Raw genomic sequence first — 23,264 nt, forward strand, 5'->3', positions numbered from 1 at the left:
TAAATTAGTGAGCACCTATGTGCAAGATGGCACACTTCGGGAACTGCGACCCCGAGACAGCCGACCAGGAGTACTGCATTTTCCACAAGCCGAACAAGAGCAAGGAAGAGGCTGTAGAGTTCTACAGGAAGTTTCTGGAGAGGTTTAAGCCGAGGGTCGAGGAGATTGAGGTTGATGGAAGGAAGACAAAGAGGCTGGTTTTCGAGGAACCAGTGGATGCGAGGGAGTATGTGTTTCCGAAAATTCCAGATGAACCAATTGAGTACAAGGATAGGAATGGGAACAAATGGGAACAGAAGTTTTCGTTTAAATATGCAGTTTTCAAGAATACTGCAAACTTCAATAAAGCCACGTTTAAAGAGGATGTATCCTTTGAGCAGGTTCATTTTGAAAAGGGGGTCGATTTTATTAAAAGCAATTTTTTAGGCTATGCAGACTTCTCAAATGCCGTTTTTCATAAAGATACACAATTTGCAGAGGCAACTTTTGAAGAAATAGAGTTTTTCGGAGCCACCTTCAAAGGTAGGGCAAAGTTCGTAAGTTGTATATTTAAGAAAGGTGCAGATTTCTGGTTTGCAAAGTTTAATGACGCTGCTGTATTCAGTATGAGCGAGTTTAAAGAACAGGCTTATTTTCATCAAATAACATTTAGATCGAAGGTAGATTTCAGGGGCTGTAGATTTGAGGGTTACACTACATTCTCTCATTCCCAGATTGAGGATGCAGACTTCAAATATTGCAGGTTTCAGGACATAGCAGAATTCTGGAATACTTCATTTAACGGGAATGCATATTTTGACAACTCAAGCTTTGAATACGTTGTCTCATTTGAAGGCATAGATAGTAATCCCAACGTTAGATTTCATAAGATACTAAGCTTTTCTAACTGCGATTTTCGGCAAGGAATTAAATTTATCGGATCTCTCGATGAAGAAAAGTTCCAAAAGATGTTCAATCAAAAGTATCCTCAGTCTCTCCAAGAGGCCGCAAGAGTTCAACGCCTCAGTTATGAAAAAGAAGGCAAGCGCGACGAAGCCGATAGAATGTTCGTTCTTGAACGTCGTGCTTATCGTAAAGTCTTGAAAAATCGTGCAAAAGAAAAATATTTTAACGCAAAAACGCCTTATCAAAAATTTGAAGCTATCCTGTTTTTGATTTATGCATACATCTCAACAGCAATAGAAACAGTGTTAGCAGACTGGATATCACTCTATGGAACTAGTTGGGGGCGGATTATCCTAAGCTCTTTCTGGGTAATCACTGCAAATGCAATCCTGTACTGGACATTATCCCACTTCTCTTATGTAGAGGTCTATGGAATTCCCATTGGGACTATTTATACCAATGGAATCTCTCAAGGTGTTCCAGGCTTTTTAAACGCCCTCTACTACAGCCTCGTCACCTTCACCACCCTCGGCTACGGCGACATGCACCCGACCGGCTGGCTCAAAGCCCTGAGCGCAATCGAAGCCCTCACCGGGGCGGTCTTCATGGCTCTTATCGTCGCCGTCATAGCTCGCAAATGGATGCGCTAATCAACCTTCGGTTAAGGCCAACTTTTTATATCCCTCCTTCCTCTTTTCTCCGGTGGTGTCTATGAAAATCGTCGTCATCGGTTCTGGAACTGCCGGAAGCAACTTCGCCCTCTTCATGAGGAAGCTCGACAGGAAAGCCGAGATAACCGTCATCGGAAAGGAACCAACGATGCAGTACTCCCCCTGCGCCCTGCCGCACGTGATAAGCGGCACGATAGAGAAGCCCGAGGACGTTATTGTCTTTCCGAACGAGTTCTACGAGAAGCAGAAAATAACCCTCATGCTCGACACTGAGGCCAAGGAGATAGACAGGGAGCGGAAAGTTGTCATTACAGAAAAAGGTGAAGTTCCCTACGATAAGCTGGTTTTAGCAGTTGGATCCAAAGCTTTTATCCCACCGATCAAGGGCGTCGAGAACGAAGGCGTCTTCACGCTCAAGAGCCTCAACGACGTGAGGAAGATAAAGGCCTACATAGCCGAGAGGAAGCCGAAGAAGGCTGTCGTCATTGGCGCCGGCCTGATCGGTCTTGAAGGCGCGGAGGCCTTCGCAAAGCTCGGCATGGAGGTCCTCGTCGTCGAGCTGCTGGACAGGCTTTTACCCACGATGCTCGACAAAGATACCGCCAAGCTTGTCCAGACCGAAATGGAAAAGCACGGTGTTTCCTTCCGCTTCGGCGTCGGTGTGAGCGAGATAATTGGAAGCCCCGTCAAGGCCGTCAAGATTGATGACGAGGAAGTCGAGGCTGATCTGGTTCTCGTCGCCACCGGTGTGAGGGCCAACGTTGACCTCGCTAAAAAAGCGGGCCTCGAAGTTAACCGCGGAATAGTCGTCAACGAGCACCTCCAGACGAGCGACCCTGACATATACGCGATAGGCGACTGTGCGGAAGTTATTGACGCCGTTACCGGAGGAAGAATCCTCAGCCAGCTGGGAACTTCTGCAGTGAGGATGGCGAAAGTGGCAGCGGAGCACATAGCAGGAAAGGACGTCTCTTTCAGGCCCGTCTTCAACACGGCAATAACCGAGCTCTTTGGCCTTGAGATCGGCACCTTCGGCATGACGGAGGATAGGGCGAAGAAGGAGGGCATCGCGATAGCCGTCGGTAAGTTCAAAGGCTCCACCAAGCCCGAGTACTATCCCGGAGGCAAGCCGATAACAGTTAAGGTCATCTTCAGGAAAGACGATAGAAAGCTCATCGGCGCTCAGATAGTCGGCGGCGAACGCGTCTGGGGCAGGATAATGACGCTCTCTGCCCTAGCACAGAAAGAGGCAACCGTCGAGGACATCGTTTACCTCGAAACTGCCTATGCCCCTCCGATAAGCCCGACGATTGACCCGATAAGCATCGCGGCCGAGATGGCTTTGAGGAGGTTCCGCTGAGTGGGGCTCTGGGCCCCTTCCCCTCTCATTAATGACGTACTCGGTTTTCCACCTCTGGAGAGGTTTTCACAGTGCTGAAAGGCGAGAAGTGTTCAGGAAGATGGAGATTGCCTCCCTCTTAGTGCCCTCACCTTCTTGGTCCCCTTCTTCCTCTAAGCTGTTGGAACATCAACAAAGTTTAAGTGTCCCCCCAACAACTTGAGTTTTAGGTGATGGACATGGGCGTGAACGAAAGGGATAAAATACTTCTCGGTCTTGGAACCGGAGTGCTGCTGGCGTCGAGCCTGAGGGTCTTCGTTGCCGGCGCTTATTCCAGCCTTGAGAAGACGTTCTTCTACGGCGTGAACTTCCCATCGGGACTTGGTATAATACTCCTTATACTCGCCGCCATCCTCGTTGGCAAAATGAGCAGAAAAGCTGGAGCGGTCCTAATGGCGGCCTACGCGGTGGCTTCCCTTGCCACTGACGCCACCGAGTACACCCACCTGATAGCGGCCTTCACCATTCCGATCGCCCTCGCACTCGTCAAGGAGCTCGACATGAAATACCTAACAATGGGCATTGTGGCCGACTTGAGCCTCAGGGTTCTCGCGGTCGGGGGCGAACCCCTAGACTTCCCGCACACGAGGGTTATTCTGGGAGTTCTCATTCTCCTCGGGGCCTTTGCCCTCTGGAAGGAAGAGGGAACTCTCAAAAAACCTGGCTTCGGCCTCTACGCCTTCGCAGCCCTGCTGGAGCTCGGCCTCATCTATCCGAATGCCGTCATGCGCTACTCAGGAATCACCGTCTATTACCTACCGCATTTCATAGGCTACTCGCTTGTCATTGGTCTGGCGATTATTGCAGGACCCTACCTGGCCAAAAAACCTGGCGTAGCGTCTGCCCTTCTCATCGTAGGTGTGGCGACGCTCTTCGTCAAGCCTGCCAGTTTGATAGGTCTTCCCCTTGCCCTTGCATCAGCCATCGCCTTAGTTGAAAGCGCTAAGGGCAGCAGGGGTGGGGTAATCGGCGCCGCTTACCTCTTCCTCGTGGCAACTTTGGCTTTGGGCGCCTACGTCGGCAGGGACATCGGCTTGCCCTTCATGGAGGACAGGCTTGAGGCCCTAATTCTAGCCGCTTCCGTGATCTACGCCCTCGCGAGCTACGGTGGAAGTACCGAGGTTAGGCTTCCAAACGCAAAAGAAATAGTGGGCCCGCTTCTCGGCCTCGCAGTGGTTTCGGTAATAGTTCTAGCCCTCTTCAACGTGGGCCCAACTTACGTTGAAGCCAAGAAGGACGTCCTCATCTGGAGCTACAACGTCCACCAGGGCTTCGGGCCTTACCAGGGGACGTTCAACGGCTACGAGCTGATTAACCTCCTGAAGGAGCAGAAGCCCGATATCTGGGCGGCTCAGGAGGTCGTCGGTGGAATGATCGGCAACGGCTACCAGGATGTCCCCCTGATGATCTCCGCATACCTCGGCTACGCCTACGAGTACAAACCGGCCGTTGAAGGAACCTACGGCATAGCGGTCTTCTCGCACTGGCACATGAAGACGGAGAGTGAACTCAACCTCGAGAGCGTCGGACAGGCGAGGCCGGCTCAGAAGGTAACCATCGATGAGCTCGGATTAACCATCGTCAACGTGCACATGGGGCTGAACGAGACAGAGAGAGCAATGCAGGCGGAAGAGCTCCTCAAGTTCGCGGAGAGCGAACCGGTAGCCCAGATAATAGCAGGCGACACTAACGCCGAGCCGGATGAGAAGGCCATCGAAATACTCACGCGCGACTACTATGACTCTTTTGAGAAGAGGCCGCCATACACCTTCAACTGGGGCAACATCGACATCGAAAACATCGACTACATCCTGCTCAAGAAGGACTGGCCGGCAAAGGTCAAAGACTACGGATGCCTCTGCGATGTGGAAGTTTCCGACCACAGGCCGATATGGACCGTCATCGAGCTGCCGTGAGGTTTTTTACTCTTCCAACCTTTTTTGAAAATTGAACCACAACTCTTAAATTCCAAACCAGACGTATCTCCGCCCGGTGAAAAATATGAAGGAGATTTCATTGATTCTGGTGTCCATTGCAACCATTATTATTCCTCCCCTCGTCATGAGACACTGGGGCCGCAAAATCCTGAGAGAAGAGCTACCAAAGAAAGAGAAAAACTACAATCTGCTGAAGGCTGAAGTCACCTGTATCTTTGGAGCCTTCATACTCTACTTGCCTGCGATGATAGCCCTCGGAGCCCTTGACTGGGCCTCTGACGTGGTAGATAAGCTCCCCCTACCTGAAATATTCAAGGTGTTTGCATTTGCAGCAATCCTGATCTTCCCGCTTCTGCTGTCAATCTTCCTCATCATCTACGAGACCGTCAAAGTAGGGGTGAATATTACAGAGGAAAAGATTGAAAATCCAAAAAAGGAGGTTCTGAAAGTTCTCGCACTTATTCTTGGTCCAACAGTTGGCTTTGCCTTTATCTGGCTGCTGCTGATACTCTACCTGCCAGAGAGTTTGACCTCAAAGTGGTGGTTTGACCTGCTCATGTACTCAACCCTAATATTCGCTTTCTTTGCGCTCTTTCCACTCATCCTCATTAGAGTTGGGACAAAGAGCGAACTCGACCCCGAGCTTAAGGCCGAGCTCATGGGGTTCTGTGAGGAGCATGGAGTTAAAGTCAGGGACATTATCGTTAAAGGAAAGCCCGGTCAAAAGCTTGCCAATGCCATGGTTACGGGTATAATCCCCCGCTACCGCTACGTTGTTTTAACCCGCTATCTGGTTGATAACTTCGAAGAGGACGAGATTAAAGCGGTCTTAGCCCATGAGATTGGGCACATAAAAGGAAAGCACCTCTGGATAAACGCGGCTTTGAGCATCGGTTGGTTCATCTTCTGGATAGGACTCATCTACATCCTCCACAAATTCAACGTTCAGCTGTTCTCATCGCCGTGGGTTTTCTTCGGCGTTTTCTTCTTTGCCTTCTACTTCTGGCTCTTTGTTATTGAATCAAGGATAGCCATAAGGAACGAGTTCAAGGCAGATGAGTTCGCGGCGAATGTCGTGGGGCTTGAGCCAACTCTAAGGGCGCTTAAAAAGCTGGCCGAGCTCAATCTGCTGCCGGAAAAAACGGGGAAATGGTTTAACCTGTTGAACAGACACCCTTCGATTGAAAAGAGGGCAGAGCATTTAGAAGAACTGAGGGGTGTCTGAGATGAAATTGCTTCAGTTTGTTAAAGATGACCCGGGAAGGATTGTGATTATCTGCGGGTTTTTCCTAATGGTTCTGGGACTCCTCTTTCGTGACGGCAGTGCACTATCCCTGAGCGTGATGTTTCTTTCGACTGGTTTAATCCTTCAGCGGAGGGAACGGCATTGAAACAAAATTATTGATTAAAAAGGAGGCATGAAAATGAAAAAGCTCGGCATCCTGTTGCTGGTCGTTTTTCTGGTCGGGATTGGTGCTGGATGTATATGGGAGAACACGGGGACATCCACTACGCCCGCCGCAACGTCAAACACATCATCCCCAAAAGTAGTCCTCCAGCCCAAGCACTACCCGACGGAGGAGCTTCTCAAAAACATGAGGAGTATAAAGCAGTTCACCTACCTCGAAAACACAAGCATGATACTTCACGTCAGTATCTCTCAGAGGAACGTTACCCGGGATGAAGGCAACGTTACTGTGGTTTACAAACGGGAGGGCTATATTGATCTCGAGGGCAGGGAAGCCGACGTCAACACTACGACCAGAACCTTTCCGGGAGGGGCCGCCGTTTTCTCGCGCCAGATTATAAGGGACGGCGAAATCTATGTCTTTTCAAGCGGAACATGGCAGAAGCTGACGAATGAGACCCTCGGAATTGATCCGGAGGCAGTTCTAAACCTCACCTGGGAATACAACGTTGTGAGCTTCGTGGCAAAGTATCTACAGGAGGAACCCTTCAACACAACCATCGAAAACGATACGCAGCTGCTCTACTATCGGATAACAAAGGAAGACCTCGATGCCATTACCAGGCTGTTCATAGGCTCCAATGCGAACATGACGTTCAACGTTACCAACGGCATCCTTGAGGTCAGGTTCAGGAATGGCGTTTTTGTCGGAGGCAGAATAGCCTATCAAATGGAGATTCGTATCTGGGGCAAGGACATCTACGGTCAGAAATTTGAAGTCTATGAAAAGGGTCATGTCTACGATGAGTTCGTTGTTAGGGACATAAACGTCAAGAAGCCCGTCAAAAAGCCCGTTTCCTACCGTGCTTGAGGGAAAGTTTTTTGGAACCTCTTTCTAACTTTTCACGATGTTTCCGGGCAGGAGAAAAGTCAGCAAGCTAATGGCCTATATCCTGCGGCACTCGCCGGAGGAGTTCGGACTGAGGCCAGACATGGAAGGCTTCGTGCCCCTTCCCGAACTCGTCGATGCCCTAAGGACGGTTTATCCAGATGTTACGGAGGAGTTCGTACGCGAAGTAGTCGCCCGCGATGCGAAGGGCCGCTACGAGATTCAAGGAGACAGAATACGCGCCCGCTACGGTCACAGCTTTCCGGTGAGCCTGAACCACGAAGAAGACACCGAGAGCCTTTTCCTCTATCACGGCACGCCGAGGAGGAACCTCGAGAGCATCCTCCGCGAAGGGTTGAAGCCCATGAGGAGGCAGTTCGTCCACCTAAGCACGAGCAAAAGCGAGGCAATCGAAACCGGCAGGCGGCACGGGCGGGACGTGGTTCTTCTGGTAATAGACGCCGAATGCCTCCGAAAGAAAGGCTTGAAGGTTTACAAAGCCGGAAAGAATGTCAGGATAGTCGAGAAAGTCCCACCGGAGTGCATCACTCTGGCAGTCTAAGCGCGAAGAGGAAAGCTACTCCGAGAGGCACGAGCGTGCTCGTGAAGTTCAGCTTAAAGCTTATGGCAGAGAGATAGCCTCCGAGTAATGGACCTACGACCCAGCCGAGGCTCATCATAGCGTTGAGCAGGCCCATCGCCTGACCCCTCTCCGTCGCTCTGACCTTCGTGGCAACATAGGTCGAGGAGGCGTTTAGGGTCAGAGACCACTTGACGCCCGAAAAGAGGGCCACGACGATCATCAGGTAGAGATTCTTAGCGAAAGCGTAGCCGAGGAAAGCGATGGCGTAGCCGGCTATCGCCAGCAGGTAGAATTTCTTGGCGCCGTAGCGGTCAATCAGCTTCCCGAGGTAGTATCCGCTCACCGCCGCCGCTAAAGAGTCTATTCCAAAAAGTATCCCTACCCACTCGCTCCCAAAGACCTCCCCAAAGTAAACCGAGACCACTGAATAGACCTGACCGGAAGCTATCATTACGAGCAGAACTGTAAAGTAGAAAAGGCCCAGATGGCCCCTCATGAGCCGCTTGAATGCCGCACCCTGGAAAGTTGCCTTTTCGCTTTCCCGCCCTTCCTGGACGAGTATAAGCTTTCTTGGAGCCCTTTTCGGCCTCGGCCTCTCCCTGAGGAGGAGAACTATCGCGGAGGAAAGGACGAGGAGAGCCCCTGCTATGAGGAAGATTCCTCTGATCCCGACGTATTTTATAAGGAAGCCGCCGATGAAGTTGCCCAGCATATAGCCCGCGTTCTCAATCGAACCGAAGAGCCCGTAGGCCGAACCCACCCGGGTTGAGAGCTCCGCTATCAGCGCAGAATGGGCCGGCATCATGGCCGAACCAAGTGCCCCCTGGAACGTCCTCAAGGCAAGCAAAGCTAGCGGAGTTGAAACGACCGCCATGAGGGCATAGAAGGTTCCCGTAGAGAACAGGCCGAAGGATATGAAGGCCTTCCGGTTCCTAGTCCTATCGGAGAGATAGCCAAAGGGATACTGGAAGACCGTCGAGGTCAGGTTGAAGGCGACGCTTAGAAGCCCGACCATCAGCATGCCGCCGCCGAGGAGCTTCATGTAGACGCTGAGATAGGGAAAGGCCATGCCGAAGGCCGCGTTGGCGATGAACATACTCACCGCTAGCAGGACCACGTTCCTGCGCTTGATCTTTATTCTGCGGACCTTCCCTGCCTTCTCGCGCCTTCCCTGCGTTACGACGAGCTCCCTTCTGCTCATCGCTCGCGCCTATGGGAAGCCTCTTATAAAACTTCCTCCAAGGTGATTTTAGGCTGAGGATTTATTATGGCGCTGAAGCATCTCGATGGTTCTCTCTTCAGAACACGACCTTTGAGAGAACTTGGAAAAAGTGCCAATGTTTATGGAGAGATAAAAGATACAAGAGAGACATCCTAAACCCTCCTCACAGCAACACCATCGGTCGGGAGAACAAGGTAGTAGTCGGCCTCCCAGTTGAAGGCACGCTGGTACTCCTCCAAGACTGTCCTAGCAATGCTCAGTGCCCTGTCACTATCGACTATCGCTATGGCCGAACCGCCGAAACCTGTTCCCGTGAGCTTCGCGCCATAGGCGCCGAGCTGGAGGGATCTACGAACGAAGAAGTCCAGCTCTTCGCAGCTTACATCATAGTTCCTCGCCAGATCCCAGTGAGAAGCTGTAATAAGCTCTCCCAATGTGTCTACATCCCCCACCCTGAGTGCATCCCTTGCCTCGAGAACGCGCCGGTTTTCTCTAACGATGTAGCCGAAGAGGCGCCTGTAGAGGGAGGGAATGTTTCTCAGCTCTGCCTCTTCAACCTCCTTAGAAGTTCTCTTACCGAGAAGCCTTAAGGTTTCTTCTGCAACCTTCCTACGCTCCACGTAGGCTGAGTTGGCCAGCTCCCTCTTGACACCGGTATAGAAGACGATCACCTGAATGTCCCTCGGGAATTTTATGTATTCGTGCCTCAGCGTATCAGTATCAAGGAAAATGACGTGCTCCTTCCTCCCATGGGTCATGGTGAACTGGTCGAGTATTCCACAGGGGACACCCACAAACTCGTTTTCGGCTTTCTGAGCCAGGAGGGCCATTTCTATGGGAAGTAATCTCAGTTTATATGCCTCGTTGAGAAACGCCAGAACTGCAAGCTCAAGACTCGCTGAAGAACCCAAACCCGAGCCTATAGGCAAGTCTCCATTCAGAATTCCCTTCATGCCACCTACCTCGTGCCCTTCCTCCCAGAGAACCCAGAAGATTCCCTTTATGTAGTCCGCCCAGTCTCCACTTCTTCTGATGTCATCAAGCGAGAACTCCTTGACCTCACGGAATATCTGCGAGTAAACCCTGATCTGCTCGTCCTCCCTGGCATGCAGAACCGTATGGATGTTTATTGCCATCGGCATGACGTAGCCAAGGGCGTAATCAGTGTGCTCACCGATAAGATTCACCCGACCGGGAGAATCAACGCGATACATGATTCCACCTAGATCAGTAGGGCTCGAAAATATTTAAGGGTAGCGAGGCTCAGGCGTTGCTGTACTGCTTTAGGATGTTGTAGATGTGCTGTGCTGCGTCGGTGTAGAGGGTGAACTTCTTGCCCCTCGCATGGAACTCCACGTAGTAGCCGCCGCCCAGTATGGCCTTCTTCAGCTCAAGCCAGCTTACCTCCTTCAATGGGATGTCCTCGTAGACCTCCCCAACTCCAGCGGCCCTCAAAGCGGCCTTGACAGCGACGGTGGCAACCGTGCCCCTCAACCTGTATTTCCCAGTAAGCTTCAAGCGCTTGTTCGTGATAACGAGCGTTCCGACCCTCTCCTGGCTCATTGCGCCCATCTTGAAGCGCACCTCACCGCGGTATAGTTCCTTCTCCGGCTCCTCCTCCGGTACGGAGACCTTCTCAACTTGGGCGGGAACCTCAACCGGTTTCGCTTCGGCGAAGCGTTTGGCCTGCTCCTCCGTGAGCTTCGCCACCGCCCCCGTCTCGGCCTCGTAGGCCTCAACAACGGTCTTGAGCAGGAAGTAGTGGAACTCGAAGAGGTACTTGAAGAACTTGACGTCGCCGATTACGAACCTGTCCCGCTCGTCGAGCATCTCCCTTGCCTCGCTGAGGAGCTCGCGCATCTTTTCAACGTCGCCGAGGTAGAGGGCGTCGCAGGCGCGGGCGGCGAAGGAAAGCGGGTCTATAATATTCTTCGGGGCAATATACCAATCCCATCCGGGGGATTGTGAATCAAAGGCCCGAGGTTCAATCTTTGATTGGAAAACTGCGTCTAATGCAAATATTGAAAATTTGAATTTTTCTGAAGCTTCTGAGAAGTTGCCCTCTGATAGGTGCTTTAGTCCTTCAGTTAGGGGATAATAAAGATATTCCGGTATCGTGGATTTTTCCAATTTTTTGTATTCGCTTGCACACTCCTCATAACTAAGGGAGTGTTTTTGTAATTCATTCTGGATAAGAGTTTTGAACTTCTCTTTAAGCTCGAGATACCTCGTTGCAAGGTTTTTTACGCTTTCAACTTTTTCTTTGTTGATACGCCCTTGGGCATAAATCATAAACAACAAAAAACCGGATCCAATACTTAATCCTAGTAATATTCCAATGGACATTCCCCTATCTAATAACAACGTATCTTCTAACAGTAATCCAAGCATAACCCCAACTACATAAAAACCTATAAAATAGAAACCAAGGAGTAGCAGAAAATTGCCTTTACTATTTTCCCATAATTCCTTTATTGCCCCACCAAAACCACTATATTCTTTGTACTTCTCGTACTCCCAATAATCATCCCGCAGTCTCTCTCCTCAACAAGCGGTTTAATGGCCTCCGCGCACTTTAGGATTTTCTCCACATCCACCGGACTCTTTATTCTCTCAAGCTCCGCCTTCATCTTTTCCAGAAGAGCGTCGAGATTGACGTTGGCCTGCAATGGACACCACCAGGGTAAAAATAAGTGCATTGATGTATTTAGCCCTTTCGCCCAGTTGCGGACCTTCACAGGCGGGCTTCGCGGGGGTTACCCCCACTTTGTCATCAAGTGCCCGATTTCCGATGGTTCTCGCTAAAAATCCCTTGGAGAGTTCCACGATGACCCTCTCCAGAAGAAAGAAGAGGGAGCTTTTTCTCCCGAGAATGAGAGAAAGAAAAACTTATCCCATCTGCAGCGCTTCTCCGCGGAGCTCACCGCGCTCAAATCTGTATGGGTCGTACCACTCGACTGGAAGGTTCGTTATCCCTTTGGTTATCAAATCGGCGACCATCTCCGCCACAGCCGGCGCCATCATGAAACCGTGACCGGAAAAGCCAGCGGCAATGTAGTAATCGCTCAGCTCCTCGATTTTCCCTATGGCAGGGTTGCTATCAGGCGTTTTAGCGTAGTAGCCCGCCCATGTTCTGAGTATAAGGAGCTCCCTCAGGGCCGGGATTATCTTGGTGAAGTAGTAGCTGACCTCACGGAGGAACTCGTAGGTCGGATTGAGGTCGTAGGTCGGTCCCAGCTCGTAGCCGACGCCTCCAACAACGCCACCGTGACTGGTCTGGGTGAGATAAGCGTGCCCGTACTTGAAGGAGATGACCATCGGCTTAATCGCTCCCTTCCTTATGGGCTGGGTTATCACCGCTTGGTGCTTGTAGGGTTCTATCGGAACCTGGGTCTTTATCCCGGCCATCGCGTTGATGAGCTTGGCCCAGGCGTTGGTGGCGTTAACGACGATGCCCGTCTTGATAACTCCCCTGTTGGTCTTGAGACCCTTTATCTCACCGTTCTCGATGATGAAATCCTTGACCTCCGTGTACTCAACCAGCTTAGCCCCAAAGCGCTCGGCGTTGAGGGCAAATGCAGCGGTTGAGTAGAAGGGATCGGCCTTTCCATCAGTGGGGTTCCACGATGCCGCTATGACCTCACTTATGTCAAGGAGCGGGACTATCTCCTTCGCCTCTTCTGGAGTTATGAGCCTCGTCGGGACGCCGAAGCGGTTCTGGATGGCTATGTTCCTCTTGAACTCCTTGACCTCATCATCGTCGTAGAGCAGGAAGAGATAGCCGGTCTGCTCGAAGGAGAAGCCGTACTCTTCACTATAACGCTTCCAGAGCTCGACGGAGCGCTTCATGACCTGAACGTTGGCCTCGTCGTTGAACTGCTGCCTTATGCCAGTTCCACAGCGGAAGGTCGAGCCTGAGCCTATGAAGCGCTTCTCTATGACGGTGACCTCCTCACCGCGTTTAGCTAGCTCGTGGGCGAGGGTCACACCTATTATTCCCCCGCCGATGATAACGATTTCGCTTCTTTCGGGAAGTTCTTTCGTCGGCATGGCCATCATCCCCCAGCGGCGGTAACCTTCATCTTCACGTTCTTGAGCGGCGGTCTCGCGACCGGCAGGTCAATCCTCGCCATGTCCAGGTTGGCCCTCTGAGAAACCACCACCGCGCCGTTAAAGAGGCAGAAGCGACCTTGGCAAAAGCCCATGGCCAGGTGGGTAAGGCGCTTGATTATCTGAAGGTCTGTTATGCCACTTCTCACCACGTCATCGACCTTCTTCAGCGAGACGTCGCAGCCACATATCTGGACGTCCTCCAGATTAAAGGAGTCGAACTCTATCCTGTGGATGGTGATAGCCTCAGGCTCGTACTCCTTCAGCTTCTCCTCATAAACGCACGGCTGGGCCTCGTAGCCGAACTCCTCAAGGATGTATGCCCCAACGAGTCTGCCCTCGAGGTAGTTGGCATAGTGGGGCTTTATGCTGACGGCGCTTCCAGCGACGTAGATGCCATCCCTTATTCTGTGCTGGGAGTCGAGAACTGGCATGTAGTAGCCCCTCTTAAAGCGAAGCTTTCCGCCGGCCTGGGTTATCGGGTTTATGTCCGGCCTCCTGCCGTCGGAAACTATCACAGCGTCAACCTCGTAAACGTTGCCGTTCATGTCTATCAGCTTTTCAACCTTTTCCGTTCCTTCAACGCGCTTCGGGTTTGGGACGACGATGTACTCAATGTCCCACCTCTCGAGCTCAGGAACGATGTCCTCGGGCCTGCTTCCAACGACTGCGACTTTTTTGCCGGGAGCGACACCCCAGACGTTCATGACCTCAAGGGCAAAGTCGCGCCTGAAAACGCCCGGAATGTCGTTGTTCTCAAAGAGGAGAATATTGCCAACTGCTCCAACGGCCAAAACAACGCGTCTCGCCATGAGTTCTATAAGCCGGTCCCCCTTAACGATGGGAACCAGGAAGTACTCCCCCTTGTCGAAGATTCCCAATGCTATCGTCTTCCTGAAAACGCGAACGTTCTCATTGAATTGGGCAACGAGTGACTTTATGACCGCCTTGGGCTCACCATCAAAACCTTCCTGTGGGAGGCCCCTGAGCCACATGTCTCCGCCGAGCCAGCCGCGCTCCTCAATGAGGGCGACCGTCAGATGCTCCTGAAGCTCAAGTGCTGCCCCTATTCCGGCGGGGCCAGCACCTATAACGGCCACATCAACGACCTGTCTCGTTACGGGCTTGCTCTTGTCTATCTCAACAGTCTCCTGAAAATCCCCATAGTTCTGACGCTCTATTCTCATGCCATCCTTTACAACCGTTTTTCTGCCGTTGATGTTCTTCACGCCGTTGACGACCATCGGAACGGGGCCGAACGTAAAGGCCCCTCTCTTTCTCCCCTCTGTGCTGGTGGTAAGCCAGTAGATGCCGTTAGCCAGAAGGGCAACAGTGAGCTTTTCACCTTCATAAGCCTCGAGAGGTTTCCCCTCAAAGTAAATCGTGATTCTCCTAGAAGGGTCTTTTTCCGTCAGGTCGAGCGGTCTCATGCTCCCACCCCAAAGATTTTACGAAACGAACGTTCTTCAATATACATCAATGCTTATAAACGTTAGGTTGACCAAAAAGGGTCTAAAACCATTGGTTAAACAAATAGGAGAAAAGAGGAGGAAACGTCAGGCAAGGCCCTTCGTGAGGACGAACTCGGCGACGTTCTCGAGCTGGCTCTTGGTTCTGGTTTCCATGACGGTTTTGCCGCCCTTCTCGATGGGCACCTTCTTGAATATCTCCTCATGGAGCCTGACGACGTCCTCCGGCGGCTTGGTGAGGAGGCTAACGATTATAATCACCAGCAGTGCCACGAAGAAGTTGATGAAGAACACTGGGACGCCGTTGAACCAGCCGCCGATGGTTCCGAAGAAGCCCGGAGCGTCCGGGTGGAAGGCCCAGCCATATATCTTGGCCTCAAGCAGAACCTCACTGACCAGACCGTAGGCCATGCCAACTATTCCGCCCTCCTTGGTTACTTTCTTCCACCAGAGGCTGAGCGTCAGAATTGGGCCAAAGCCTACAGCGAGACCTCCCCATGCCGTTGCAACCATCTGGTAGATAATTTTCGGACCGCTTATTGCGAACCAGAGGCCGACGAGGGCAACGGCGGCGACGACAACCCTAGAGATGTTGACCATCTGCTTCTTTCCGAGCTCTTTTCCGAGAACCTTGTGGTAGAAGTCCCTCGCGATAGCTGAGGAGGCAACCAGCAGCTGTGAATCCGCCGTACTCATAACTGCAGAGATTATGCCCGCGATGACGAATCCGGCCAGCCAGCTGGGCATCAGCTCAACAGCCATGGCTGGTATTACCTTCTCAGGATCGCTGACCTGAAGGATGCCTGCCTGATACATAGCGAAGCCGAGGAATCCAGCGAAGAATGCTCCCCAGAGGACGATTATAGTCCAGGTGCCGCTGATAAATATTCCCGGCCTCCTGAGCTTCCTCGGGTCTTCAACACTCATATAACGGGTGACTATGTGCGGCTGACCGAGGTAGCCGACTATCCATGAAGCGTAACCGATGGCAAAGATTATCGCCGCCCAGCCGGTGGCCCCTCCGAAGGGATGGAGCTTGTTTGGGTCCACCTGTCCTATTATTTCCGTCGCCTTGTCGAGACCGCCTATCTTGGCCAGAGCCAGGAACGGGACGATTATCAGCGTCAGCAACATAAAGAGCGCCTGAACGACGTCGGTCCAAACAACGGCAAAGAATCCACCGGTAATAACGTAAGCCGTCAGGATTATGACGGTTATCAGTATTCCCGCGTTGTCGCTTATTCCGAAGCCCTCCGCAAAGGTCTTACCGCCCGCGGTGAACTGAGCGGCAACGTAGGCAGTCATGAAGATTATGATTATCAGCGCGCTGAGAATCCTTATCATCTTGGTGTCATCTTTGAGTCTGGCCTCCAGGTAGTCCGGTACCGTTATTGCCCTGAATTTGCCCGCGTAGATTCTGAGCCTCGGCCCTATGAGGAGGTAGTCAGCCAGCGTTCCGAAGAGGCAGCCTATCGCTGCCCAGAAGGCTCCAAGACCGCTCTTGAAGGCCGCTCCAGGATATCCGAGCATCAGCCAACCGGAGAAGTCGCTCGCCTTGTCGCTCAGGGTTGCGGCCAAAACGTGGACTCTCCTACCTCCGACGAAGTACTGCTCCTCAGTCTTGGTGTACTTGTTGGCCCACCAGCCGATGTAAGCCAGGAGGGCGAGATAGACCAGAAAACCAAAGAGTATCCCGCCGTTCATGCCTTACCCTCCTTCCTAAGTTCTACCATAAGGTCTTCGTCGTAGGCCAGAATCTCATCGTCGACGTAGTACTCCTTGCCGGTTATTCTGTCCCAGTAGCCGTAGACCAGCATTGTCAAAATAGCCAAAAAAGTCGGAACCAGTAGGGTTGCCCAGGCTGCACCACTAAGGCCCATTTTGTACCACCTCAATACACCAGTGTGAATTAAAGGGCATCAGTCCCCATTATGGGCATTTGCAAATATAAATGTATTGGTTTAACAATTCCAAAAATGAAATGCAATGTTCAGAAAGAGCAACAAGCTTCGGGGCAACAGTTAATAAGAGTTGAGGTATAAAATGTTGGGGTTGAGATATGAAAGTCAAGGTCATGAGACCAATATTCAAACCAGAGGATGGCTCAAACACGGATTTCGTGCTGTATCCATACTACATATTCCACCTCAGGCTTTTCTACAAGCGCCTTGGAAGGAGCGACAGGGTTTTTGACTACTACGCCTACGTTGATCTCTACCGGCTCGGTGCCGAGAGGGGAGACGGCTTCATAGAGCTCTACGAGTGGAACGTCGACGAGAGGCAGGTAATGGAACCGCTGGTGGACTACGAAGAGGCCAGATTCAAAGCCTTCGAGAGTGCCATAACCTGGGGAAACTCGAGGGTCATATCCTGGTGGCTGCCGAGAATTGAGATAATCAGAGAAGAGCAGGCCTACAAGGTCTTCTGGGTGTTTAAAAAAGGTGGAGAGACCTTTGTGATGGACAGCCTGAACGGAAATGAATTTAAGCTGAAGGATTTAACCGGAACCAAGGAAAGAACGTGCAAAGGGCTCTGGTGCCGGTGAGAGCTCATCTCGCGTGAATCTCCACTATGTCCCCATCCTCCAGCACGTGGTCGGCCCCAACCCTCTGGCCCGGGAACTTGACACTCTTACCCCAGACACGAGCGTATCGGAAGTTCTTGGCAAAGTCCTTGTGGATTCTTTCCGCCAAATCCATAACCGTTGAGCCCTTCTTGAGCGGTACCGGAGGATAGGCCGGCTCTTCCCCGGGACTCTTCGTGAAGACCCTTATTATTCCGGCCAGCTCGTACAGCTCGTCCTTGAGCTTGTCGAGGTTTATCTTCTTTCTCGCGGAGACGGGTATGATTCTGAATCTGTCTCCGTAAGCCTGAACGAGCCTCTCGTAGTTCTCTTTGCTTCCAGGGGCGTCGCCCTTGTTGGCGATGATTATCGCCCTTCTCCAGACGAGGCTCTCGTCGAGCGCATCGGCGAACTCCTCCAAAGTCACAGGCTCTTTGACGGTTATCTCAGCGGAGTGAATCCTCTCCTCGCGGAGCATCTTCATGACTTCGCTTACCTCGCCCTTTATGTTCTCCTGACCGTTGATGATTATTCCACCGCTCGCTGTCCTCTTTATCTCGACCCTCGGGCGGCGCTTGTTGAGTTTTATTCCCGCCCTCTCGAACTCCCGCAGGAGGATTTCCATCTGCTTTACGGGATCCTGAGAGAGATCAACGACGATGGCTATAGCATCGGCGTTCCTTATAACGCTCAGGAGCTGAGGCCCCATGCCCTTTCCGAGGGCGGCACCCTCGACGAGGCCGGGCACCTCAACGAGCTGTATCTGAACATCCTTGTGATGCATCATTCCAGGGATGGGCTCGACTGTAGTGAAGGCATAATCAGCAACGTCGATATCAACGTTTGTCAGCGCCTTCATGAGGGAGGACTTTCCTACATTCGGAAGGCCAGCCAGGACTATCTGAGCAGCACCTTCCTTCCTAACGCTGAAGGAGTAGCCTCCACCTTTCTTCTGAACCTGCCTCTGCTTTTCAAGCTCCTTCCTCAGCTCAGCTAGCTTTCGCTTTATCTGGAGCCTGAGCTTCTCCGTTCCCTTGTGCTTGGGAACGGTGGAGTACATTTTCTCGAGGGCCCGAATCTTCTCTGGAATCGTCTTGGCGTTCCGGTATTCTTCCTCCGCTGCTAGGTACTCCGCTGTTACGTTGGTTGGCATGGCTGACCCTCCAGAAGCCTCTGGATTAAAGAGCGGATGGCGTTTTATAAAAGTATGGTTCTCGAAAATCGGCAAGTTTATATAATCTTCCGAAAATTTTTTACAGGCGGTGATGCTCATGCGAATGGGTTTGGACAAAATAGACAAAAAGATTCTCGCCATACTCCAAAAGAACAGCAGAACGCCCCTGCGGGAGATCTCCAAGGAGGTCAATCTGGCCGAATCGACCGTTTATGAAAGGATAAAGAAGCTGAAAGAGAAAGGCATCATAAAGAAGTTCACCGTCATTCTCGACCCGGATTCCCTTGGCTTCAGGATTCTCGCGTTTATACTCATAAAGTCCAAGGCCGGCAAGTACTCCTACGTCGCCCAGGAGCTTAAGCAGTACCCGGAGATAATCGAAATCTATGAGACCACCGGCGACTACGACATGCTCGTGAAGATAAGAACAAGTGGAAGCGAGGAGCTCAACGAGTTCCTCGACACCATCGGTGAAATCGAGGGCGTTGAGGCGACCCACACCATGGTCGTGCTCAAGGTCCACAAAGAGACGACGGAACTTCCGCTCTAATGCCCATTTTTGTCCACAAAAGCTTATAAGTGTCCCATTTCTATTTCTCTCTGAGCGTTAATATGGGGGTGTTTCTATGAAGGTACTGTTTCTGAGCGCGGATGGTTTTGAGGATCTGGAGCTGATATACCCGCTCCACCGGATTAAAGAAGAAGGCCACGAGGTTTACGTCGCCAGTTTCCAGAGGGGCAAGATAACCGGAAAGCACGGTTACACCGTAAACGTCGACTTAGCTTTTGACGAGGTTGATCCTGATGAGTTCGATGCCCTCGTTCTTCCCGGTGGGAAGGCCCCGGAGATAGTCAGGCTCAACGAGAAGGCGGTTATGATAACCAAGAGGATGTTCGAGAAAGGCAAGCCGGTCGCGAGCGTATGCCACGGGCCACAGATACTCATCTCCGCCAAAGTCCTTAAAGGCAGGAAGGGAACCAGCACGATAACCATCAGGGATGATGTGATAAACGCTGGAGCAGAATGGATCGACGCAGAGGTAGTCGTCGACGGCAACTGGGTCAGCTCAAGGCACCCAGGCGACCTGCACGCCTGGATGAGGGAGTTTGTGAAGCTCCTCCGCTGAGCTCCAACTTTTCTTGTTAACTTTTCTCCGGCATAAGCCTTATACAGAAAAGTGATGAGATTTTTCATAGGTGCAAGCCATGAAAAGGCGAGGCGGGACTCTCGGTGCACTCCTAGTATTAATCCTCGTGGCAGTTCTTGTGGGTGCGGCGGTGACGTTAGCCTTAGCGCTCCACGGCGACATTGAGATCAGAGGTATAACCCCAAAAAAGACCGCCGGAGCACTCGTCGAGTTTGGAAAGTTCAATGCGTCCTCTCTTGTTGTCAGGAGCACCGTGGGAGATGTATACGTGGTCAAGGCAAACGTGAGCGGCCTCGTGGTCAAGAGCAACCTTCCAATAAACGTTAGCTTTGAAAACGGCGTCCTCGAAGTGTACTGCCCGATTAAAGAGAGCATTACCGGCAAAAGGAACATCTGCAACGACTACAAGAACGGCACCGTTGTGGTAGAAGTTAGTGGAGAGCTCGAGTACCTGGGCATGAGGGACGCCGTCGGGGACTTCCTGATCTCGGCAGGAGTCAAGAGGATAACAGTGAGGCACGTCGTTGGCGATTTCGATGGCGAGAGCTGGGCGGGGTACACGATCGAGAACGCAGTTGGAGGTATAACTCTCCACGCGAACGACCATGTGAGCATCAACAATGTGGTAGGCGATATCCTAGTAATCGTCCCGCCGGACTTTAGTGTGGCCCTAAACGCCGAGGATGTGCTGGGAAACGTTAAGAACACAGCAGGCGGGAACAACGGCACAATAGTCGTTTCGATTTCCAATGTGGTCGGTGATGTGAGCATCAAGGGATGACTTTTTAAGCCCCTTCCCCTTTCTTACAACCGGTGAGGAGAAATGGTGAAGAAGCTGATGCGCTCAAAGGAGAACAGGGTCTTCCTCGGGGTTATTGGGGGGATAGCCGAGCACCTTGAAGTAGACCCGACGCTCCTCAGGATTATCTTTGTCGTCCTGCTGGTATTCAACCCCTTCGCGATGGTCCTGCTCTACTTCCTGCTTGCCCTCGTCCTGCCCGAGGAGGGGGGCGAGGAGAAGCCCATCGAGGAGAGGCTCAACGAACTGGCGGACGAGACCGGAAAGAGTATCAACGAGGTCTTTTCAAGGAACGACAACACCAAACCCCTCGCGGTAATACTGATAGTAATCGGCGCGGCCCTTATAGCAAAGCCGTTCTTCCCCCTGATAATCGGCCCCGTTGGAGGAACGACGCTCCTCGCGGCAGCTCTCTTGGTGATAGGCATAATACTGCTGACGAAGGGTGATTGAAATGAGAACGCTCGGAATAATCTTCGTTTTCCTTGGGCTTGTCCTCCTGCTGAAGCAGTTCAATCCAGCTTTCATAGCCTGGCTCCAGCCCTACGCTGGGGCGATAAAGGGTGCCTTCTGGGGCGTTACGCTGGTAGCCTTCGGCCTCTACATGCTGACAAAGAGAACCGCGAGGAGGGTTGTACTGGTCCTCTACCTCATCTATCTGCTCCTCTATCTGGTGGTCTGAATGGAGCGGTGGAGGATCATAAAGGCCTTCACCCTCGGCCCGCTCCTTGAAGCAGCTATCCCGAAGCCCGGCAACGTGAATCGCTTTAGGGACTTCGAGGATCTGACCTTTTACCACTTTCTCTTCGCTGAAACTGCCGTTATAGACATCTACTACGAGGCCGTTAAGGTCGGTGAGCTCCTCAGGAAAGGAGCCCTCCTGCCGAGTGAGGCAGGAATCGGCGAGCTGATCAAAAGAGCAGTTCAGAACGCGAAGGAGGCACAGAACGCCAATCCCAACTTCGGCATAATAACCCTCTCCATTCCACTGATGATTGCCTTGTCCATGGGCAGGAACATGCTCGATGCCAGGGAGAAGGTGAAGCTCCTCATCGAGGAATCCACCGTGAGGGATACTATGGAGCTCTACCGTGCAATAAGGATAGCCAACCCGAAAGGCATCCCCAGCGGCGTTAAGTACGACGTTTACAGCAACGATTCCTTCAGGGAGCTCTTCCAGGACGGAATAAACCTAGCAAGGCTCGCCGAGATGAGCTGCGAGAGGGAACTGATATTCTGCGAGTGGCTCAACCAGTACGAGCTCAGCTACAGTACCTTCGCGAGGCTTTACGAACTCGTCAGAGAGAAATCGCTCGAGGAAGCAGTTCAAACGGCTTTTCTGGAGCTTTTGGCGGGCAACCTCGACACGCTCATCATCAGAAAAGCGGGCATAGAGGAGGCAAAGCTCGTCCAGAGAAAGGCGAGGGAAGTCCTGGAAGGGAAGCTTACGCTCGGGGAGTTCGACTCCTTTATGAGGGAAAAGAAGGACTTAAGGAACCCCGGAAGTCTGGCGGACGTAATGGCAGTAGCGTTGAGCCTCCTCATCTTAAGGGGCTACCGTTTCACTCCAGAACCCTGAACCTCTTTGCCCCGCCGAGCCCAAAGCCCAGAGCCTTACTGTCAACAACAACCGCGTCCTTTCCGAGTTCGTCGAGGATGCGGAGCTTTAATCCCGAAAGCTCGAGGACTTCCTCCTCACCGCCGAACTCCTCGTTCACCTGTCCTTTTATGAATTCGTAAGCTTCGAAGCCGACAAGAACGACATCGGGCTCGTAGCCGTCGAGCTTTAGCTCGTTGGCCTTCTCCTCAATCAGGCTTAGAACCCTGATCAAATCTCCCCTCATACAACCACCGAAAGAATTTGGAGAAGGGGCTTAAAAGTCTTCCTCAGAGGCCGAAGGCGCCCTTTATGCCGTTTATTATCATCTGGACGGCCATAGACGTTAGTATCAGACCCATCATCCTTGTCATGACCTTGATTCCGACCCTTCCGAGTTTGGTTTTGATTCTGTTGGCCGAGCACAGGACGAGCCATACCGTGAGACCTATTGCCATTATGCTGGCTATGACCGTCGCTTTCTCCGGAAGGCTCACGCTCTTGGCGGTGTAGATCATCACCGTCGTTATCGCGCCCGGACCTGAAATCAGCGGGATGGCGAGAGGAATTATCGCAACCTCCTCAAGGGTTACCACTTCCTCGTCGAACTCCTCCGTTTCCTCCCTGCTTATCTTGATCGAGGAGAGACTTCCCGAGAGCATATCCATCGCCATGCGGAAGAGTAGAATACCGCCGGCTATGGCGAAGGCATCTATGCTCGAGCCGAAGAACCAGAATATCCACTGGCCGATGAGGGCGAAGGTTACGAGCGTTACCACTACCGTTATGGCAGTTTTCCTCGCTATCTCTCTTCTCTCGCTCCATGAAAGGTCGTGAGTGACGCCCAGGAAGACTGGCACTGCTCCAACGGGATTCGTTATCGCAAAGAGGCCGCCGTAGAGTATGACGAAGTACTTGAGGAGCTCTATCACTTTACCACCCGCGGCGGCTGAGAGAAAAGAAGTTTAAAAAACTAACTCTTGATAATCTCGAAGGAGTACGTAAGCTCCGCTCCACTGAGCTTTATGTGGGCCGAGGCGGAGCAGTATTTGTCCTGACTCAGCTCTATCGCGCGTTTGGCTTTCTCCTCGCTCACGTCACCGTAAATTTTGTAATGGAGGTGAACCTTCTTGTATATCCTCGGGTGCTCCTCCCTTCTCTCACCGCTGATTTCGACTTCCAGGCCCTCAATCGGCTCGCGCATCTTCTGGAGTATCATAACCACATCATAGGCGGTGCAGCCAGCAACGCTCAGAAGGAGAAGCTTCATGGGGCTTATACCACCCTCGCCAAGGATGACGGAGCAGCTATCGCTCTCTATCCTTCCGATGAACTGATAGTCCTTGAACCACTCCACCCGGCCTTTAACCTCGTCCCCCATATTTTTCACCCATAAAAGTAAACACAATT

General features: G+C 52.0%; 26 protein-coding genes. 14 read left to right on the forward strand and 12 right to left on the reverse strand.

Annotated elements, in window-relative coordinates; translation table 11 throughout:
* The first annotated feature begins 17 nt into the window (after positions 1-17).
* From E3E26_RS00390 to E3E26_RS00420, 7 genes are all read left to right on the forward strand, one after another.
* Positions 18-1,535, forward strand: a complete 1,518-nt coding sequence (locus E3E26_RS00390; protein ID WP_167899445.1) for a pentapeptide repeat-containing protein — start codon at positions 18-20, stop codon at positions 1,533-1,535.
* Between the two features lie 61 nt (positions 1,536-1,596).
* Positions 1,597-2,916, forward strand: coding sequence for an NAD(P)/FAD-dependent oxidoreductase (locus E3E26_RS00395; protein ID WP_167900051.1), 1,320 nt, complete (start codon positions 1,597-1,599; stop codon positions 2,914-2,916).
* A 218-nt stretch (positions 2,917-3,134) separates the two neighbouring features.
* Complete coding sequence (locus tag E3E26_RS00400; protein WP_167900052.1) at positions 3,135-4,871, forward strand: endonuclease/exonuclease/phosphatase family protein; 1,737 nt, start codon at positions 3,135-3,137, stop codon at positions 4,869-4,871.
* Between the two features lie 85 nt (positions 4,872-4,956).
* A complete protein-coding gene (locus E3E26_RS00405; protein WP_240911643.1) occupies positions 4,957-6,117 on the forward strand; it encodes a M48 family metalloprotease in 1,161 nt (386 codons plus the stop codon).
* A gap of 1 nt (position 6,118) precedes the next feature.
* Positions 6,119-6,283 (forward strand): hypothetical protein, encoded by a 165-nt coding sequence (locus tag E3E26_RS00410; protein ID WP_167899447.1) that lies wholly within the window; start codon positions 6,119-6,121, stop codon positions 6,281-6,283.
* Positions 6,284-6,316: 33 nt separating this feature from the next.
* Entirely contained in the window at positions 6,317-7,171 is an 855-nt protein-coding gene (locus tag E3E26_RS00415; RefSeq protein ID WP_167899448.1) for a hypothetical protein, read from the forward strand.
* A 37-nt stretch (positions 7,172-7,208) separates the two neighbouring features.
* On the forward strand, positions 7,209-7,751 hold the full coding sequence (locus tag E3E26_RS00420; protein WP_167899449.1) for an RNA 2'-phosphotransferase: 543 nt from the start codon (positions 7,209-7,211) through the stop codon (positions 7,749-7,751).
* On the opposite strand, the gene E3E26_RS00425 is transcribed toward E3E26_RS00420, so the two are convergent.
* The 8 genes from E3E26_RS00425 to E3E26_RS00460 all read right to left on the reverse strand — a co-directional run bounded on the left by E3E26_RS00425 (position 7,735) and on the right by E3E26_RS00460 (position 16,453).
* Entirely contained in the window at positions 7,735-8,973 is a 1,239-nt protein-coding gene (locus E3E26_RS00425) for an MFS transporter (RefSeq protein ID WP_167899450.1), read from the reverse strand. The two genes, E3E26_RS00420 and E3E26_RS00425, sit on opposite strands and share 17 nt — an antisense overlap.
* 173 nt (positions 8,974-9,146) lie before the next feature.
* Positions 9,147-10,208 (reverse strand): galactokinase, encoded by a 1,062-nt coding sequence (locus tag E3E26_RS00430; RefSeq protein ID WP_167899451.1) that lies wholly within the window; start codon positions 10,206-10,208, stop codon positions 9,147-9,149.
* Positions 10,209-10,257: 49 nt separating this feature from the next.
* The gene (locus E3E26_RS00435) at positions 10,258-10,854 is read right to left on the reverse strand and encodes a hypothetical protein (RefSeq protein ID WP_167899452.1); all 597 of its coding nucleotides are present in this window, start codon (positions 10,852-10,854) and stop codon (positions 10,258-10,260) included.
* A gap of 611 nt (positions 10,855-11,465) precedes the next feature.
* A complete protein-coding gene (locus E3E26_RS00440) occupies positions 11,466-11,663 on the reverse strand; it encodes a hypothetical protein (RefSeq protein WP_167899453.1) in 198 nt (65 codons plus the stop codon).
* Between the two features lie 220 nt (positions 11,664-11,883).
* The gene (locus E3E26_RS00445; RefSeq protein WP_167900053.1) at positions 11,884-13,044 is read right to left on the reverse strand and encodes an FAD-binding oxidoreductase; all 1,161 of its coding nucleotides are present in this window, start codon (positions 13,042-13,044) and stop codon (positions 11,884-11,886) included.
* 5 nt (positions 13,045-13,049) lie between these two features.
* Positions 13,050-14,534 (reverse strand): FAD-dependent oxidoreductase, encoded by a 1,485-nt coding sequence (locus tag E3E26_RS00450; RefSeq protein WP_167899454.1) that lies wholly within the window; start codon positions 14,532-14,534, stop codon positions 13,050-13,052.
* A gap of 126 nt (positions 14,535-14,660) precedes the next feature.
* On the reverse strand, positions 14,661-16,277 hold the full coding sequence (locus E3E26_RS00455; protein ID WP_167899455.1) for a sodium/proline symporter: 1,617 nt from the start codon (positions 16,275-16,277) through the stop codon (positions 14,661-14,663).
* Positions 16,274-16,453 carry a hypothetical protein gene (locus E3E26_RS00460; RefSeq protein WP_167899456.1) on the reverse strand — a complete coding sequence of 60 codons (180 nt, stop codon included), beginning with the start codon at positions 16,451-16,453 and terminating at the stop codon, positions 16,274-16,276. Before E3E26_RS00460 ends, E3E26_RS00455 begins: the two co-directional genes overlap by 4 nt.
* A 179-nt stretch (positions 16,454-16,632) precedes the next feature.
* Here E3E26_RS00460 and E3E26_RS00465 point away from each other — a divergent pair, with 179 nt between their 5' ends.
* Positions 16,633-17,118 (forward strand): hypothetical protein, encoded by a 486-nt coding sequence (locus E3E26_RS00465; protein ID WP_167899457.1) that lies wholly within the window; start codon positions 16,633-16,635, stop codon positions 17,116-17,118.
* A gap of 4 nt (positions 17,119-17,122) precedes the next feature.
* Here the strand turns inward: E3E26_RS00465 and E3E26_RS00470 are convergent, their stop codons facing one another.
* Positions 17,123-18,289, reverse strand: coding sequence for a GTP-binding protein (locus tag E3E26_RS00470; RefSeq protein ID WP_167899458.1), 1,167 nt, complete (start codon positions 18,287-18,289; stop codon positions 17,123-17,125).
* A gap of 118 nt (positions 18,290-18,407) precedes the next feature.
* Between E3E26_RS00470 and E3E26_RS00475 the strand changes: the two genes are divergently transcribed.
* From E3E26_RS00475 to E3E26_RS00500, 6 genes are all read left to right on the forward strand, one after another.
* A complete protein-coding gene (locus E3E26_RS00475; protein WP_167900054.1) occupies positions 18,408-18,860 on the forward strand; it encodes an Lrp/AsnC family transcriptional regulator in 453 nt (150 codons plus the stop codon).
* Between the two features lie 76 nt (positions 18,861-18,936).
* Positions 18,937-19,437 carry a deglycase PfpI gene (pfpI, locus tag E3E26_RS00480; RefSeq protein ID WP_167899459.1) on the forward strand — a complete coding sequence of 167 codons (501 nt, stop codon included), beginning with the start codon at positions 18,937-18,939 and terminating at the stop codon, positions 19,435-19,437.
* A 79-nt stretch (positions 19,438-19,516) separates the two neighbouring features.
* Positions 19,517-20,239, forward strand: coding sequence for a hypothetical protein (locus E3E26_RS00485; protein WP_167899460.1), 723 nt, complete (start codon positions 19,517-19,519; stop codon positions 20,237-20,239).
* Positions 20,240-20,281: 42 nt separating this feature from the next.
* The gene (locus tag E3E26_RS00490; RefSeq protein ID WP_240911610.1) at positions 20,282-20,710 is read left to right on the forward strand and encodes a PspC domain-containing protein; all 429 of its coding nucleotides are present in this window, start codon (positions 20,282-20,284) and stop codon (positions 20,708-20,710) included.
* A 1-nt stretch (position 20,711) separates the two neighbouring features.
* Entirely contained in the window at positions 20,712-20,939 is a 228-nt protein-coding gene (locus E3E26_RS00495) for a hypothetical protein (RefSeq protein WP_167899461.1), read from the forward strand.
* The gene (locus E3E26_RS00500) at positions 20,940-21,836 is read left to right on the forward strand and encodes a triphosphoribosyl-dephospho-CoA synthase (protein ID WP_167899462.1); all 897 of its coding nucleotides are present in this window, start codon (positions 20,940-20,942) and stop codon (positions 21,834-21,836) included.
* On the opposite strand, the gene E3E26_RS00505 is transcribed toward E3E26_RS00500, so the two are convergent.
* The 3 genes from E3E26_RS00505 to E3E26_RS00515 are packed head-to-tail and all read right to left on the reverse strand — an operon-like array spanning position 21,820 to position 23,235.
* Positions 21,820-22,101 carry a family 4A encapsulin nanocompartment shell protein gene (locus E3E26_RS00505; RefSeq protein ID WP_167899463.1) on the reverse strand — a complete coding sequence of 94 codons (282 nt, stop codon included), beginning with the start codon at positions 22,099-22,101 and terminating at the stop codon, positions 21,820-21,822. The genes E3E26_RS00500 and E3E26_RS00505 overlap by 17 nt on opposite strands.
* A gap of 43 nt (positions 22,102-22,144) precedes the next feature.
* Positions 22,145-22,786: a neutral amino acid NAAT transporter SnatA gene (gene snatA / locus E3E26_RS00510; protein ID WP_167899464.1), complete on the reverse strand. Its 642-nt coding sequence runs from the start codon at positions 22,784-22,786 to the stop codon at positions 22,145-22,147.
* A gap of 41 nt (positions 22,787-22,827) precedes the next feature.
* On the reverse strand, positions 22,828-23,235 hold the full coding sequence (locus E3E26_RS00515; RefSeq protein WP_167900056.1) for an OsmC family protein: 408 nt from the start codon (positions 23,233-23,235) through the stop codon (positions 22,828-22,830).
* Positions 23,236-23,264 lie beyond the last annotated feature (29 nt).

Source organism: Thermococcus sp. LS1, assembly GCF_012027395.1.
In the GTDB taxonomy this organism is placed as follows: domain Archaea; phylum Methanobacteriota_B; class Thermococci; order Thermococcales; family Thermococcaceae; genus Thermococcus.

What these genes read in the sequence shown, in the direction of transcription:
- E3E26_RS00485 (WP_167899460.1), top strand. Translation starts at nt 19,517, where the DNA reads ATGAAAAGGCGAGGCGGGACTCTCGGTGCACTCCTAGTATTAATCCTC.
- E3E26_RS00410 (WP_167899447.1), top strand. Translation starts at nt 6,119, where the DNA reads ATGAAATTGCTTCAGTTTGTTAAAGATGACCCGGGAAGGATTGTGATT.
- E3E26_RS00475 (WP_167900054.1), top strand. Translation starts at nt 18,408, where the DNA reads ATGCGAATGGGTTTGGACAAAATAGACAAAAAGATTCTCGCCATACTC.
- E3E26_RS00405 (WP_240911643.1), top strand. Translation starts at nt 4,957, where the DNA reads ATGAAGGAGATTTCATTGATTCTGGTGTCCATTGCAACCATTATTATT.
- E3E26_RS00435 (WP_167899452.1), bottom strand. Translation starts at nt 10,854, where the DNA reads ATGCGCGAGCTCCTCAGCGAGGCAAGGGAGATGCTCGACGAGCGGGAC.
- E3E26_RS00515 (WP_167900056.1), bottom strand. Translation starts at nt 23,235, where the DNA reads ATGGGGGACGAGGTTAAAGGCCGGGTGGAGTGGTTCAAGGACTATCAG.
- E3E26_RS00390 (WP_167899445.1), top strand. Translation starts at nt 18, where the DNA reads ATGTGCAAGATGGCACACTTCGGGAACTGCGACCCCGAGACAGCCGAC.
- E3E26_RS00415 (WP_167899448.1), top strand. Translation starts at nt 6,317, where the DNA reads ATGAAAAAGCTCGGCATCCTGTTGCTGGTCGTTTTTCTGGTCGGGATT.
- E3E26_RS00455 (WP_167899455.1), bottom strand. Translation starts at nt 16,277, where the DNA reads ATGAACGGCGGGATACTCTTTGGTTTTCTGGTCTATCTCGCCCTCCTG.
- E3E26_RS00470 (WP_167899458.1), bottom strand. Translation starts at nt 18,289, where the DNA reads ATGCCAACCAACGTAACAGCGGAGTACCTAGCAGCGGAGGAAGAATAC.
- E3E26_RS00495 (WP_167899461.1), top strand. Translation starts at nt 20,712, where the DNA reads ATGAGAACGCTCGGAATAATCTTCGTTTTCCTTGGGCTTGTCCTCCTG.
- E3E26_RS00425 (WP_167899450.1), bottom strand. Translation starts at nt 8,973, where the DNA reads ATGAGCAGAAGGGAGCTCGTCGTAACGCAGGGAAGGCGCGAGAAGGCA.
- E3E26_RS00505 (WP_167899463.1), bottom strand. Translation starts at nt 22,101, where the DNA reads ATGAGGGGAGATTTGATCAGGGTTCTAAGCCTGATTGAGGAGAAGGCC.
- E3E26_RS00450 (WP_167899454.1), bottom strand. Translation starts at nt 14,534, where the DNA reads ATGAGACCGCTCGACCTGACGGAAAAAGACCCTTCTAGGAGAATCACG.
- E3E26_RS00465 (WP_167899457.1), top strand. Translation starts at nt 16,633, where the DNA reads ATGAAAGTCAAGGTCATGAGACCAATATTCAAACCAGAGGATGGCTCA.
- E3E26_RS00445 (WP_167900053.1), bottom strand. Translation starts at nt 13,044, where the DNA reads ATGCCGACGAAAGAACTTCCCGAAAGAAGCGAAATCGTTATCATCGGC.
- E3E26_RS00400 (WP_167900052.1), top strand. Translation starts at nt 3,135, where the DNA reads ATGGGCGTGAACGAAAGGGATAAAATACTTCTCGGTCTTGGAACCGGA.
- E3E26_RS00490 (WP_240911610.1), top strand. Translation starts at nt 20,282, where the DNA reads ATGGTGAAGAAGCTGATGCGCTCAAAGGAGAACAGGGTCTTCCTCGGG.
- E3E26_RS00430 (WP_167899451.1), bottom strand. Translation starts at nt 10,208, where the DNA reads ATGTATCGCGTTGATTCTCCCGGTCGGGTGAATCTTATCGGTGAGCAC.
- E3E26_RS00420 (WP_167899449.1), top strand. Translation starts at nt 7,209, where the DNA reads ATGTTTCCGGGCAGGAGAAAAGTCAGCAAGCTAATGGCCTATATCCTG.
- pfpI (WP_167899459.1), top strand. Translation starts at nt 18,937, where the DNA reads ATGAAGGTACTGTTTCTGAGCGCGGATGGTTTTGAGGATCTGGAGCTG.
- E3E26_RS00395 (WP_167900051.1), top strand. Translation starts at nt 1,597, where the DNA reads ATGAAAATCGTCGTCATCGGTTCTGGAACTGCCGGAAGCAACTTCGCC.
- E3E26_RS00500 (WP_167899462.1), top strand. Translation starts at nt 20,940, where the DNA reads ATGGAGCGGTGGAGGATCATAAAGGCCTTCACCCTCGGCCCGCTCCTT.
- E3E26_RS00460 (WP_167899456.1), bottom strand. Translation starts at nt 16,453, where the DNA reads ATGGGCCTTAGTGGTGCAGCCTGGGCAACCCTACTGGTTCCGACTTTT.